Origin of the sequence: Brucella rhizosphaerae (genome assembly GCF_002252475.1) — a bacterium.
GTDB lineage: Bacteria > Pseudomonadota > Alphaproteobacteria > Rhizobiales > Rhizobiaceae > Brucella > Brucella rhizosphaerae.
The window spans coordinates 1-13,690 of record NZ_NNRK01000025.1 but is presented as its reverse complement, the minus strand read 5'-3'; the positions used below and the strand labels follow the sequence as shown (position 1 = coordinate 13,690).

The following is a 13,690-nucleotide window of genomic DNA, read 5'->3' as shown; positions in this document are numbered from 1 at the left end:
GGTCAACGCGGCATCGGCTTGCTGCCATAATATCCATAGCGTGCACGTACTTCATCAAGCTCATCGGCGCTCAGGATAGCCGGGTCACCGATCTGACAAGCCAAAATATACTGACGCGCCAGAGTTTCGAGCTTTTCTGCCAGAAGCGTTGCGTGAGCCATATCCCGACCCCACACGACCATCCCGTGACTAGCCATCAGACAGGCGCGATGATTGCCCATAGCACGAACGATTTCATAGGCCAGAGCGTCGGACCCGAACACCCGATAATCAGCGCAGGGAACTTCGTTCCCTCCAAAAGAAGCGATCATGTAATGGAACGCTGGCAATGGTTTCCGCAGGCACGAAAGTGCAACGCAATTATCTGCATGGGAGTGAATGACGGCTCCTGCCTCGGGATGATTGCGCATAATCTCTGTGTGAATGCGCCATTCGCTCGAGGGAACCCTGCCCGCCAGATGCTCGCCTTCCACAGACACAAGGCTCATGTCTTCGGGCTTCATAAGCGATGTGGCACCGGTCGGCGTCACCCAGACATGTTCGCCCTCCCGAATGCTGATATTGCCGCTGCTACCGTGATTAAAACCCTTGTTTTCCATATGGCGCATCGCATCCACAATAGCGTGACGCGCGGTAAGGTTCTGATCGTAATCGGTTGGCATCATTCATTCCCCATCTGTTGGCAACCAAGATTTTTTGATGATGTCTGGTGGATTGAATTTGACGTTTGAAACAGCATGTATGTCAGTCGGGATTCAAACGCTAAATTCAATCCACCAGAGCGCGTTTCGATCTGATTAAATCAGATCAGCGCTCAGTTTGTTTGTTTTCACGCACATCTTTTCTGAAAACCGTTCCACACTTTTCGAGATGCGCTCCAACTTCATAATCCCAGCAATTGACGTGGTCTATCAAAATGATAATTATTTGGAATTAAATTTCATTATTAAAGAAGTAGCATTGGGTATGGCCTGATATGAGGACGAAAATGGGGAACACAGCCACTCTGGGCATTATTGCCGACGACATGACTGGCGCATTGATGGTCGCAGCCTATTACGAGACAGCAGGCATCAAAACTGCAGTTGTCACTGAAATCGATGCGATCCGGGAATGCAAAGGCGAAGCGGTTGTCATATGGGCTGGAAGAACACGTCTGGCCGACCCGGACGAGGCACGTCGACAGATAACACACGCCGCAGATGCTTTCGATGCCATTGAATGTGATCAGGTAATTTACAAAGTCTGCGCCAGTTTCGATTCAACGGAACAGGGAAATGTGGGTCCTGCGGCAGACATATTACGCGCTCGCTATAATCCAGGCAGCCTTTTGTTCTGCCCCGGCTTCCCGAAATTCAACGCCACAGTACATCAGGGCTATCTCTTCTATCGAAGCCGTCTCATTTCTGAATCCGTCAAGCGCTACGACCCCGCGACACCTATGAGTGATCCAGACATGGTACGCTTCATCGGCAAGCAAACCGCCGAACCGGTTGGCCTCCTGCCTCACTCCATTCTGCTCAAAGGCGGAGATGCTGCGCAAGCACATCTTGATGCGCTGGCAAAAGCAGGCACTTGCTATTGCGTCGTCGATTCCAGCGACGATGGCGATGTAAAAATCGCTGCCAAACTCGCAAGGTCTCAGCCGACTATGGTCAGCTCCGACGCAGTTCTCATCCAGCTTGGGATCGACCGTTTTGCGCCCCGGCCTGCCACAACTGTTGCTCCACCATCACCAAACAACGGCACCGCCGCGGTATTGGTTGGAACCGTTGGGCCGATTGCGGACATGCAGATTGCCGTCTTTGCCGAAAAGCATCCGGTTCTGACGCTCGATCTCATAAGAGACGGCAGCATTGCCGAAATGGTTTCAAAATCCATGCAATGGGCGCAAGCTCATCATGGCAATCAGCCTTACTTGATATCAACGGCTGTGAACGACGCGCGCGTGAAGGAAATTCAGGCCGAATTGGGCGTTCGCGGCGCCAGTGAAAAAGGCGAGCGGCTGATATCCGAACTGGCTTCAGCTATTTCCGAACTCGGCATAGACAAGCTTGTTGTCGTAGGTGGAGAGACCTCCGGAGGGGTCATCGAGCGTCTCGGCTTACAACGGCTTCGTGCTTTCCCTGATAATGGCATCGGGACAGGGTTTTGCGTCAGTGAAGGTAACGAACAGATCAGGTTCTTTTTCAAATCGGGCAAAACGGGAACTGAAACCGTTCTTCTGGATGCTTTGGCCGTTATGTAATTTTCATTCGGAATGAAAGCCGCCTTTTAGCGCGGCTTTCGCTGACACTCTGGTGTCAAATTCTCGTCTACTGCTTGCTTCGAGCATGAGCATTTCCTCCGGCACCCTCAATTTTCGATATACACGCGATCCAACCCGGCATTAGCCGACCGTGTCCACCTTGCAGGCAAGTGTTGCACCTTGGGACGTGACGGCAATCTTCTCCATGCTTGTGACAAACGTAATTTCATAGCCTTCTCCTACAAAGCTATTCCTGGCGGCCTCTGCATCTCTCTTGAGGATACGCTCGCGCCCAAACGCATTGAGAGTGATGTGCTCCGGATCGTTCTGCGACGTGATGATCTCAATCACGTTATCATGGTCGCAAATATAGGAAATATAGTCTTTGTCGCTTTCAGCGAAGGCGACAGTTGGCAACAAAACGAGGGCGACACTGAGGGATAAGCGCATATTGAACACACCTTTAAATAGCAGCATTAAACAAACCGACACTCTCGGTTTGCATAGAGGTAATCCAATGACATAGATGGGCTGGTTTAGTCTTCTTGCATGTTCGCTGGATTGGCGGTTTTAATGAGAGCAGCTCCGACCTTACTAGTTCGCTTTTGACCCATCCTATGTTGAGATCACCACATGCCACAAACAACAGCAACTGTTGAGACGATAACCGTTCAAAACAAAGCCAAATGGCTATTCTCCCAGCTCGGACAACTTATCATCGCCGTGGGACTAATATCGCTGATATTCAACTATGCGTATCGTTATGCAGTTGATTGGACAGTTTCATCGCCGTTATTTTATGTATCGACTCTTGTCCTGGCGCTTATCGTATTCGTTGCGGTCCGCCGTGATTATGTATTCGTTAGTAAATACACATTCGGGCCAACCGCATTTTCAGTGCATACAGTATTTGGTGCCGGGAAAATCTACCCTCTGACAGAATATGCATGGATTCCAGCGCTACATAAAACGGTCAATTTCCCCGAGAAGAAGGCCGCCCTATCCTTCTATGTCAGAAAGATAAAGGACGGAAAAGACGTCCGAAATTATTCATGGGCGGGCTTTTCCAACGACGACTTTGCCAGAATTTCGGCGAGATATGGATATCAGGCCCAAACTGATTTTAAGCAGAAAGACTTCGGCAAAGCTTGAATTGCCATACCTGCGCACGCCCCTGGCTCGTAGAAGCAGGACTTATGCGCTGACATCTCATCGCAGTGGCTGCCCTCACTCAATGCGAGATTAGCCCCACAAAGTCACTAAGTGCTGGAATGCTATAGGGCACCGTCTATAGGCACCCAAGCATTTCCATATCCTACCACATCATAAAACGGGCGACATCGGCATCGGCAACCTTGCCGTCCATAACATCTGCGATAGCCTGATCGACGATGCCCACGGCCTCCTCTATCTCCGGTTCAGTCAGCGTCAGAGGCGGCATAAATTCCAGAACATTGGCATTCAGACCAACATAGGTGAAAGCCGCACCAAGCTGATAGCCGCGATAGATAATCTTTGCGGTCGTGGTAGCGGGAACCGGCTCGCGTGTTGTCCGATCGGTGACAAGATCGACACCGATTGCCAGTCCGCGCCCTCGTACATCGCCGATGATTGCGTGCTTATTGCCCAATTGGCGTAGGCCATCAGCAAACAGATGCCCCATACGCTCTGAACGGGCGGCAAGTCCTTGCTGTTCGATGGTGTTAAGGACAGCGTGTCCGGCAGCGGTCGCCACCGGATTTCCGGCTGTTGTCTGCAGCACAAAGGCCGGCGCATGATCCATGACCCATTGCGGGCCGACGACCGCAGAAAGCGGCAATCCACCGCCCAAGCCCTTGCCGAACACCACCATGTCCGGTTCAAGCCCTTCATGCTGGAAACAATGCATCAAGCCGGTGCGGCCAAGACCAACCTTGACTTCATCGACAACCACAAGAATTCCATGTTTGCGACAACGATCCTGCAGCGCTTTCAAAAAGCCCGGCGGCGGCACCACAAGGCCACCATCAGACAGGATCGGCTCGATGAAAACGGCGGCAACCTGTTCCGGTGGACAACTCGTCGCGAAATGATAATCGAGAAGATCGAGCACGGCTTCTGCTGAAAAGCGCGGTCGAAATGGATCGGGATAGGGGAGTAGCAGCACGCCGGGGCGCGGCAGCGTATGCGTCATGGCGGTATGGCCGCTAATCCCCATCGAACCGGTCAGGTTACCATGATAAGAACCGATGAAAGATATGATCCGTGAGCGTTTGGTGGCAGCCGTAAGCACACGCACCGCACAATCATTGGCGTCTGATCCGGAATGGCCGAACCAGACACGGCGCTCACCCTCACCCGGCGTGATGCGCAGCAAATCCTCGGCAAGCGAAACAGCAGGCTCGTTCGGGTAAAGCAACAGGCTTGCACCGGCCATATCGCGAACCGATTTTTCAACTGCCTCAACAATGGCCGGATGGCCATAGCCCAATGCGGCAGGCCCGGCAGAGCCTGACAAGTCGAGCACCGAGCGTCCACCTTCCTCGATCAGACGGTTTCCCTTACCGCCGATCAGGCTCAGCGGTGAAAACCGCAAGCGTCCAATTTCGGCGATGACACGCGCGTCGCGTTCACGCAATGAAAGCGATGTCTGCATCATTTTCACTCCTGATGTGAGGGAGCAAGCAAAGCCTTTGCCAGACGGTCCGTCCATTCGGCTATGCCCTGCGGGGTCGATACGAGATCCTGACGAATTTCAACGAGAATAGCGTCATGCCCGCGATCCTGACCATGTACCGGAATGGCGTAATCATCGTCGCGGCTCACCGTGTAAGGAACATTGCCTTCCACATTCATGGTCGGGTCGCTGCGCAATCCATCGATCACGATTTGCGCAAGTTCATGCGAGCGATCATAGAGAATACCCGCATGCCACGGTCGGACATTGCCTTTAAAGACCGGCGTAAAAGAATGAATAGCGACGATCTTCACCTTGCGCCCGGCTTTTTCGCGCGCAGTAATATGCGCTGCAACGCGATCATGAAATGGTGTGAAAATGCGTGCGGCACGGCGCGCTTTCTCATCATCACTCAGACCGATATTGCCCGGAATATCCGTAGTTTCTGAAAGCTGCGGGATACTGGAACCTGCCTCAATCGGACGATTGAGATCAATCAGCAAACGCGAATAGGTCGACAGGAAAGCAGGTGCATTCAGACGCTCGACCAAACCCCGCGTTACTTCGGCAGCGCCGATATCCCACGCGATATGGCGCAGCCGATCAACGCCGGAAAGGCCCAGATCGGCATATTCGGATGGCATGTGATGCGAGGCGTGTTCACACAACAATACGATGTCGGAACTACCGTCTTCATTGTGTATTTCGACAGGATCGGGCCAATCGATGGGTCGTCGTTCAAGGACATGATCTGACATCAATATAGCGTCCGATAAAGCGCACAGGTCTCGTCTGCATCGAGATCGGCAACGCGGGAAAGCTCCGCCTGCTTGACACCGACAAATGTTTCGATGAACGCCGGAGCAAACCAGCCGCAAACGGTTTTGTCTGCCTGAAGCACGTCAAGCGCCTGTGTCAGCGTTTCAGGCAAGCGTACAAGACCAAGATCGGCTCGTTCCTGATCGCTCATCAAGGTCGGATCACCGGCTACCAGTGGCGGCGTGGCGAGGTCGGCTTTAAGCCCTTCCAATCCTGCCCAGACGATAGCCGCCAGCGACAGATATGGATTGGCGGTGGCATCAGCCGCGCGATATTCAATGTTGAACTGCTTTGCCGGATCACGTCCGCCAATGGTGACAGTGGGGCAGATGCGCAGACTTGCCTCCCGTTCCTTATCGGCAAGCCAGGTATAGGAAGAGCTCCAGCTATGTGGCTTGAGACGGTAAAACGAAGACGGATTTGAAGCGGTTAACACGGTGATTGCGGGCAGATGGCGCAGAACGCCCGCGCAAAATGCACCAGCCGCTTTCGACAACCGACCCGGCTTTTGCGGATCATAAGTAGCCGGTTCCCCCTTCTCATCCACAAAGCTGAAATGGATATGAACACCGTTTCCCACCGCATTGGGTGCAGTTTTCGGGGCAAAACTTGCCTTCCATCCAAGATTACGTGCGACTTCACGGGTGATTTCCCGGATCGCTACCGCACGATCAGCAGCCGTCAGACCATCGGTCGGCGCGTGCGTTACCTCGAACTGATCTTCACCGAACTCGGCGATAATGACTTCCGGCGCAACACCCGCCTCTTCCAGCGCGGCCATCAATTGCGGTGCGAACGGATCAGTGCGGCGCAATGCCTCCATTGAAAGCGAATGGGCTTGTGGAAAATTACCGCCGAAAATCTGGAATTCCTGCTCGAATGTAGACACCAGCGACAAGCCGGTCAGCGCCTTTAAATCAGCGAGTGCCTTACGCAGCATGGAACGGGTGCAACCCAACCAGGCATTGCCATCGAGATCAACGATATCGCCAGCCACCATATCGAATGGGGTCGAGCCGCCTGTCAGATCGGTTCTGTAACGCGCCTTCAGATCGGGCAGAATACGCAGATCGCCCGACGATCCCCATGGGTTTTCAGCGACAATGGAGTTGAATGGAGTCAGCGACAGATTGGCCTGCAGCCAGCCGATGCCGGTGGCCGCCTGTTTTTCCAGACGGCTCTGTGCAATGGAGCGGCCACGGGTCACGCCCGACAAATCTGTCGTGACGATAGCAACCAGTGGTTCAAAAGCTGTTGTCATGACCGCTTTCCCATCTGGTTGAAACGTTCAACAACAGTTTGCGTATCAGCCTGCCAGCAATAACCGCCGAATGCCTTCAGCGCGCCCTCGTGGCGCTCAGGTGTCGCCGAAGCACAGGCGTCGCTGACACAGGTCACCAGATATCCGCGATCGGCGGCATCACGTACCGCCATGTCGACACACTGGTCGGTCATGATGCCAGTGATGATCAGATATCGTACATTCAGATTCTTGAGAACGTAATCGATATTGGTGGAATTAAAGACGCCGGATGATGTCTTAGGCAACATGATCTCATCGCGCACAGGCATCAGCGAGGGCACGGGCAGACCTTCCGGACGGCTTGGTGCAACGTGGATGGGTGTCATCTTGTGATCGAGAGAACAGTCGCGGCCATCTTCGGTCAGGCTTTGAATGATCGTGTGCAACACTTCCACACCGTTGGCGCGCGCTGCAGCCAGCAGCTTTTCATTGTTTGGAATCGTGACGCCCGATGTCTGCTTGATAAAATAGTGGTCAGCGTCACGCTCAGGATGCGATGGATCGAGACCGGGCTCAAGCCATATACGCTGCATATCGACGAGCAGAATAGCTGTCTCACCGGCAACGAATGGAGCGTCGCGTCTTATAGTCGAATGTACCATATCAGGTGTTCCCTCTGTTTGTTCTTGAACCTGTGGTGATTGTGCTTGGGTCTATCGTGCTTTGGGGCCCGGAAAATCACGCATCCCTGGCTCCTCATCCAGGATATTGCGGCCGTTATCCCTGACACTGTCGAGCGTGACGGTATTTTGTCGCCGCACCTCTTCAAGCGCTTCGATGCGGTCATGCGTGGCTTCGCTGATCGTGGAAAGAATGTGGGTAACCAATGCTTCCATCTGCACGATGGATGGTCCCAGCGTATCGTAAGGCGACGTCACTTCCTGCGGGCTGACAATTGTTGCCTCCGCGTATTCCGACACCGGTGAAAGCCAGGGATCGGTGAACAGAACAATCTTCACACCACGCGCCGCTGCCTGTTTGGCAAAAGCCACGACATCGAGCTGATAGCGGCGATAATCGAACACGACCAGCACATCGCGCTTGCCCATATCTGCAAGAATATCAAACTGTTGTGCTGAAAGGGTGCCCATATCGACAACGCCGCTGCGGAACTGATAAATATAGCTGGCAAGCATTCCGGCGACATGGCGGCTGAACCGTCCGCCCAGAAACATGACCTGCCCTTTGGCTTCCATGATGATTCTTGCGGCTCTGTCATAGGTGGTGACGGGCGTCGTCGTCATCGCCTTATCGAGCGCATTTATGACCGACTGGATATAGGTGATAACCACAGCCTGATCGGCGCTCGCGGCAGCCTGATCAGCTCGTTTCGCCTCCATCATCAAAAGCGGCGAATGCAGTCGCGATTCAATCTCCGCCAGAAGTCTGGCCTGAAAGTCTGCAAAACCATCAAAGCCCAGCTTCATCACCAGCCGGATAACTGTTGGATCGCTCACCCCTGCCCTGCGGGCCAGACTGGTGGCAGTTCCAAGACCGGACGTCGGATAGTCTGTCAAAAGCAGCTTGACGATCTTCTCCTCCGACGGAGTGAGCGCCAGATCGCCGCGCATCAACACGTCCCGTATCGCCATGTTTTCTCCCCTGCCTTTCCCGTCCCGCCTTGCCTGTTTCGCAAGTTATGCAGATTCAATTACAGAAATTTTAATTCTCGTCAATCGTGAAGAGATATTGACATAAAATAAAAACTGGCCTTACTTTGAAGAAAAGCAGAACCCAATTCTGCGGGGAACAACATGACAACAAGCACACATTCATCGTCGCTGCAGTCCGACACGCAGGCCCGCACGCTGGCTGATACGCCCGTTACAAATCGCGGCTTTCTGTCGGCAGCACTGCGCAACGCATTGGTCGACAGCACGGCAATGGTTCTGTTGATTATTGCGGTCGCCATTGTCGCATTCATTTTCGGTGGCCCTGCTATTCAACGGGTTGTCGCCTATGCCGCGATCATGCTGACAGCAGTTGTGGGTTTGCAGATTTTTTCAGGTAACACTGGCATCGTTTCGTTCGGTCATGCAGGTTTCATGGGCATCGGCGCCTATATCACAGGCATCCTCACCATGCCTGCGGCGATGCAAGCCACCACCTTACGCGACCTGCCTTCTTTCATGGCAGGCTATGAATTGCCATTTCTCGGTGCGCTGATTGTAGTGGCGCTAGCGGCCATAGTCATTGGCTTCATCACTGGGATACCGCTCTTACGCTTGTCCGGATCCAGCGCGCCTATTGCAACGCTTGCTCTGCTCATCATCATTTACACAGTGTTGGTAGCAGCCCGCGAAATCACTCGCGGCAGCCAGCCATTTTACGGCGTTCCGCGCGACGTGGGCCTGTGGACCACGGTGCTGGTGGCTTCAATAGCACTGACTGTCGCCCGCATTTTCCGTGATACACCGTTCGGACTGGCCGCACGTGCAGCTTCCGATGACGAACGCGGAGCGGCGGCAGTCGGCGTCAATCATCGTGCTGCATGGTTGTTCTCATGGGTACTCAGCATCATTGTGGCCATGGCAGCGGGTGCAATGATGGCGCAATTTCTTGGCGCCTTTTCGCCGCGCGACTTCTATTTCGACCTTGGCTTTACCATCCTTGCTATGCTGATTGTTGGGGGCATGCACTCAGCACTCGGTGCCTTTTCCGGGGTGATAGCGACCACTGTCGTTATCGAAATCGTGCGGCGCTTTGAAGGTGGCGGCGATATTCTCGGCTTCCATGTTCCGCCGGTCTTTGGTCTGACGCAGGGAGCCTTGGCGCTCGCGATGATCCTCATCATCTGGCGTCGTCCGGAAGGACTGTTCGGCAAGGGTGAGTTTAATTTGCTCCGTCGTTTCGGTCTCGCGGGAAAGCAAACTGCTGCCGCAGAACCTGCACGCAATCCCGATGCCACCCCCATCATCGCCAGCCACCTGACACGTCGTTACGCAGGCGTGGTTGCCGTCGACGATGCGTCGCTGGAATTCCACACCAACATGATCACCGGGATCATCGGCCCGAACGGGGCAGGCAAGACGACCTTCATCAACATGATCTCTGGCGATGTTGTTCCCAGTTCCGGCCACGTCTCCGTCAGCAGCGATGCCATTCCGCATTCCGCATTCCGGTTTGCTCGCAAGGGTATAGCGCGTACGTTCCAGAATATTCGTATTTTCCCGCGTATGACCGTGATGGAAAATGTGGTGGTCGCGGCAAGACAGGTCGAACCAAGCCTGATGCTTGCTGAAGCAACAGCAATGCGCGAACTGCAGCGCATGGGGCTTGCCGATTTTGCCGACCGCAACGCTGCGGGGCTTGCTTACGGCTTGCGCCGACGATTGGAAATCGCCCGCGCGCTCGTTCTAAAACCACGCTTTCTGCTCCTCGATGAGCCAGCTGCAGGCATGAACGCGGTCGAAACCGCCGACCTCATCGCCATTCTGGCTGAAATCCGTAAAGAGCGTCAGATCGGCATCATTCTTATCGAACACGACATGCGGCTGGTGATGGGCTTATGCGAGCGGATCGTGGTGATCGACCATGGCAAAGTCATAGCCGATGGCGTGCCAGCAGAAGTTCAAAAGAACCCGGACGTCGTTGCAGCTTATCTTGGTAGCCGCAGCGCTCGTACCAAACAGCACCACAACGAAAATTAAGACTATAACAAAGGGGAAACAATAAAATGTCTCAATACAAACTCATCAGACGTTCCATCCTCGCAGCATCAGCCTGCGGCCTCGCAATTGCTGCGGCTTCGACGGCCAAGGCTGAAGATATCATTATCGGTGTCGCCACTGCACAGACTGGCGGCCTTGCACCTTATGACCAGCCTTCGCTGGCCGGCTTTCGCATGGCCATCAACGAACTGAACGCCAAAGGTGGCCTTGGTGGAAAATATCAGGCGAAGCTGATCATCAAGGACACCCGCACCGACACAGCACAAACAGCAACTGTCGCGCAGGAACTTATCGACGCTGGTGCAAAGATAATGATCACACCCTGCGATGCTGATGCCTCCATTGCAGCTGGCCAGCTGACGCAGCCACTCAATATTCCAACGCTCACATTCTGCGGCACAGCCCCCATTCTCAGCGTCGCGGTGGGCGACGTGATGTTCGGCACCTATCCGGCTGACAATGTGCAGGCCACAGCAGTCGCAGATTTTGCGATTTCTGAAGGCAAGAAGTCGGTTTATCTGCTGACTTCGCCCGATACGACCTATGTCGCCAATCTGCCGGAATATTTCGGCAAAGTGTTTGAGAAGAAGGGCGGCAAGATCGTCGGTCGCGGCACCTTCACGATGAACCAGCCAGACTTTTCCGCCGAGGTGACCAAGATCAAAAATCTCGCCGAAAAGCCCGACCTGATCATGACCGCAGCTTATGAACCGGATTTCCCAGCCTTTATTCAGCAGTTGCGCGCCGCTGGCGTTGATACGCCAGTGTATGGCGCTGATGCGCTCAACACACCTACCATCAAGGGTCTTGGTAAGCTGGTGGACGGCGTGGTTTTCACTGCCGCAGGTTATGCGGAGCCGGGTAGCAAGCTTGAAGCTTTCGACAAAGCCTTCGCAACAACCACCGGGCATGCGCCGGAATCCACCTATGAAGTCAACGGTTATGAAATAGGTCTGATCCTCGACGCTGCGGTGAAAACGGCAGGTTCTGACGACCCACGCGCCATCCGTGATGCCATTGCTGCCACCAAGGATTTTGACGGTGTGACCGGTAAAATCACCTATGCGGGAACAACAGGCATGCCGCTGCGGCCTGTCGTTCTGATGCGCTATGAAGGTGGTGTGCCACAATATGTGAAGACAGAAATCCCGGCGGCTGCAGACGTTCCTGCTCCCTGAGCAAATGCGTCACTGAAGCCTTACTCAATCGGGATACTGCAATGCTGACACTGGACGCTCTTAAAATTCGATATGGGGAGGTTGAGGCGGTACGCGGCGTCGACCTCAACGTCGACCGCGGCGAAATCGTCGCGCTCGTCGGTGCCAATGGCGCGGGCAAAAGCTCAACGCTTGGTGCCATTGCCGGTCTTGTGCCGGCAGCGTCCGGTAAAATCACATTTGAAGGCAAGGAACTGAAAGGCCTTGCCTCTGAAACCATCTCCCGGCTTGGCATAGCGCTTGTCCCGGAAGGCCGCAGAATTTTCGCCAGTCTCACGGTAGCAGATAATCTGCGGCTAGGCGGTGCCGTGCATCTTACCAGTACAGAAGCGAAAGCGCGCGAGGAAGAAATTCTGGCGCTGTTTCCGATCCTGCGCCGATACTACCGCATCAAGGGCGGCAATCTTTCCGGTGGTGAGCAGCAGATGCTGGCTATTGGTCGGGCGCTGATGTCAAAACCCAAGCTGATCCTTCTTGATGAACCTTCGCTGGGGCTCGCCCCACAGATTATCGACACGGTATTCGATCTCATCGCCAGTCTGCGTGAACAAGGGCTCACTGTTCTTCTCATTGAGCAGAATGTGGCGCTAGCGTTGGAGATCGCTGACAAAGCGACAGTGCTGGCAAATGGCGAGGTCGTTCTGTCGGGAACCGCCAAAGAACTTGCCCATTCCGATCTTGTCCGCCAAGCCTATCTGGGAGCGTGAATACGATGATTATGCAACAAATCATCAATGCCATCAGCCTCGGCGGCGTCTATGCCTTGCTGGCGCTTGGCCTGGCGATTGTCTTCTCCATCGTCGGCCTGATTAACTTCGCGCATGGCGAGCTGATGACGATTTCAGGCTATGCGCTTTTAGGTGCCCTGTTCATGGGCGTGCCATTCGGATTAGCTGTCGCAGTTGCGCTTTGCGCCGGAGCGATTGCCGCTGTGCTGATGGAGCGCATCGCTTTTCGTCCCATGCGCGGGGCAAGCGTCACCAGTCTGCTCTTAACAAGTTTTGCCGTGTCCAGCCTGCTGAAAGTCTTCTTTCAAAATGGTGTATCGGCGCGCGCGCAGCCTGTGCCCATGCCAAGCTGGATGACCGGCGCTTTCCAAATCGGTGACATGACGGTCGGCGTAGGCCCGGCGATTTCGATCTCTGTCTCCATTCTGGCATTGATTTCGCTGGAAATATTCCTCAGACGCACCGTGACGGGCACAGCGATGCGCGCAGCCGCAGAAGATTTCAATGTGGTGCGCCTGATGGGCATTCCAGCTGGCAGGATCATCGCCACAGCCTTCCTGCTTTCGGGCTTGTTGGCGGGCCTTGCATCCATGTTATGGATAGCGCAGCGTGCGTCTGTCGATCCGTTGATGGGGTTCACACCAGTGTTAAAGGCTTTCATTGCAGCGGTCGTTGGCGGCCTTGGCAGTCTTTCAGGTGCGGTTGCTGGCGGCTTTCTCCTCGGCTTCATCGAAGTGCTGTTGCAGGTAATCCTACCAGCCGAACTGGCGCCCTATCGTGATGCCATGGTTTTATCCGGTGTGATCGTCATCCTGCTCATTCGTCCAAACGGACTGATCCCCGCCATGCGCATACAGAGAAGCTGATGTATACAAAACCAGAATTTGCACCAATTTCAGAAAACGAAGTGTTCGATCTTATCGAGGCAACCGTTTTTGCAACCGTGGTTACACCGGGCGATGCAGGTCTTGTCGTGTCGCATCTGCCGTTTGTGCTCAAACGATCCACTGGCGGGGAAGCGAAACTCCAATCGCATCTGGCCCGTGCC

The 13,690-nt window shown here is 54.3% G+C and carries 14 protein-coding genes; 7 read left to right on the top strand and 7 right to left on the bottom strand.

The window, feature by feature from the left end; genetic code table 11:
• Nucleotides 1-2: 2 nt before the first annotated feature.
• Nucleotides 3-662, bottom strand: a complete 660-nt coding sequence (locus CEV32_RS07635) for a class II aldolase/adducin family protein (RefSeq protein ID WP_094576459.1) — start codon at nt 660-662, stop codon at nt 3-5.
• A 365-nt stretch (nt 663-1,027) separates the two neighbouring features.
• Between CEV32_RS07635 and CEV32_RS07630 the strand changes: the two genes are divergently transcribed.
• Nucleotides 1,028-2,248, top strand: coding sequence for a four-carbon acid sugar kinase family protein (locus CEV32_RS07630; protein WP_235818779.1), 1,221 nt, complete (start codon nt 1,028-1,030; stop codon nt 2,246-2,248).
• Between the two features lie 141 nt (nt 2,249-2,389).
• Here CEV32_RS07630 and CEV32_RS07625 read toward each other — a convergent pair whose 3' ends face one another.
• The gene (locus CEV32_RS07625) at nt 2,390-2,698 is read right to left on the bottom strand and encodes a hypothetical protein (protein ID WP_143128799.1); all 309 of its coding nucleotides are present in this window, start codon (nt 2,696-2,698) and stop codon (nt 2,390-2,392) included.
• A gap of 183 nt (nt 2,699-2,881) precedes the next feature.
• Here CEV32_RS07625 and CEV32_RS07620 point away from each other — a divergent pair, with 183 nt between their 5' ends.
• Complete coding sequence (locus tag CEV32_RS07620) at nt 2,882-3,400, top strand: hypothetical protein (protein ID WP_094575841.1); 519 nt, start codon at nt 2,882-2,884, stop codon at nt 3,398-3,400.
• A 163-nt stretch (nt 3,401-3,563) separates the two neighbouring features.
• On the opposite strand, the gene CEV32_RS07615 is transcribed toward CEV32_RS07620, so the two are convergent.
• The 5 genes from CEV32_RS07615 to CEV32_RS07595 are packed head-to-tail and all read right to left on the bottom strand — an operon-like array spanning nt 3,564 to nt 8,618.
• Entirely contained in the window at nt 3,564-4,886 is a 1,323-nt protein-coding gene (locus CEV32_RS07615; protein ID WP_235818764.1) for an aspartate aminotransferase family protein, read from the bottom strand.
• Between the two features lie 2 nt (nt 4,887-4,888).
• Nucleotides 4,889-5,662: an N-formylglutamate amidohydrolase gene (locus CEV32_RS07610; protein WP_094575839.1), complete on the bottom strand. Its 774-nt coding sequence runs from the start codon at nt 5,660-5,662 to the stop codon at nt 4,889-4,891.
• A complete protein-coding gene (locus tag CEV32_RS07605; RefSeq protein ID WP_094575837.1) occupies nt 5,662-6,984 on the bottom strand; it encodes a type I glutamate--ammonia ligase in 1,323 nt (440 codons plus the stop codon). The genes CEV32_RS07610 and CEV32_RS07605 overlap by 1 nt, the downstream gene beginning before the upstream one ends.
• A complete protein-coding gene (locus tag CEV32_RS07600; protein ID WP_094575835.1) occupies nt 6,981-7,628 on the bottom strand; it encodes a cysteine hydrolase family protein in 648 nt (215 codons plus the stop codon). The genes CEV32_RS07605 and CEV32_RS07600 overlap by 4 nt, the downstream gene beginning before the upstream one ends.
• Nucleotides 7,629-7,679: 51 nt before the next feature.
• The gene (locus CEV32_RS07595) at nt 7,680-8,618 is read right to left on the bottom strand and encodes a MurR/RpiR family transcriptional regulator (RefSeq protein ID WP_094575833.1); all 939 of its coding nucleotides are present in this window, start codon (nt 8,616-8,618) and stop codon (nt 7,680-7,682) included.
• A 162-nt stretch (nt 8,619-8,780) separates the two neighbouring features.
• On the opposite strand from CEV32_RS07595, the gene CEV32_RS07590 reads away from it, so the two are divergent.
• The 5 genes from CEV32_RS07590 to CEV32_RS07570 form a co-directional block, all read left to right on the top strand.
• On the top strand, nt 8,781-10,676 hold the full coding sequence (locus tag CEV32_RS07590; RefSeq protein WP_094575831.1) for a branched-chain amino acid ABC transporter ATP-binding protein/permease: 1,896 nt from the start codon (nt 8,781-8,783) through the stop codon (nt 10,674-10,676).
• Nucleotides 10,677-10,702: 26 nt separating this feature from the next.
• Nucleotides 10,703-11,875 carry an ABC transporter substrate-binding protein gene (locus CEV32_RS07585; RefSeq protein WP_094575829.1) on the top strand — a complete coding sequence of 391 codons (1,173 nt, stop codon included), beginning with the start codon at nt 10,703-10,705 and terminating at the stop codon, nt 11,873-11,875.
• Nucleotides 11,876-11,916: 41 nt separating this feature from the next.
• Nucleotides 11,917-12,621, top strand: coding sequence for an ABC transporter ATP-binding protein (locus CEV32_RS07580; RefSeq protein ID WP_094575827.1), 705 nt, complete (start codon nt 11,917-11,919; stop codon nt 12,619-12,621).
• A gap of 5 nt (nt 12,622-12,626) precedes the next feature.
• On the top strand, nt 12,627-13,508 hold the full coding sequence (locus tag CEV32_RS07575; protein WP_094575825.1) for a branched-chain amino acid ABC transporter permease: 882 nt from the start codon (nt 12,627-12,629) through the stop codon (nt 13,506-13,508).
• Nucleotides 13,508-13,690, top strand: a 183-nt coding sequence (locus CEV32_RS07570; protein ID WP_143128798.1) for an FMN-binding negative transcriptional regulator, incomplete at its 3' end; no start/stop codon positions are given. The genes CEV32_RS07575 and CEV32_RS07570, both read left to right, overlap by 1 nt.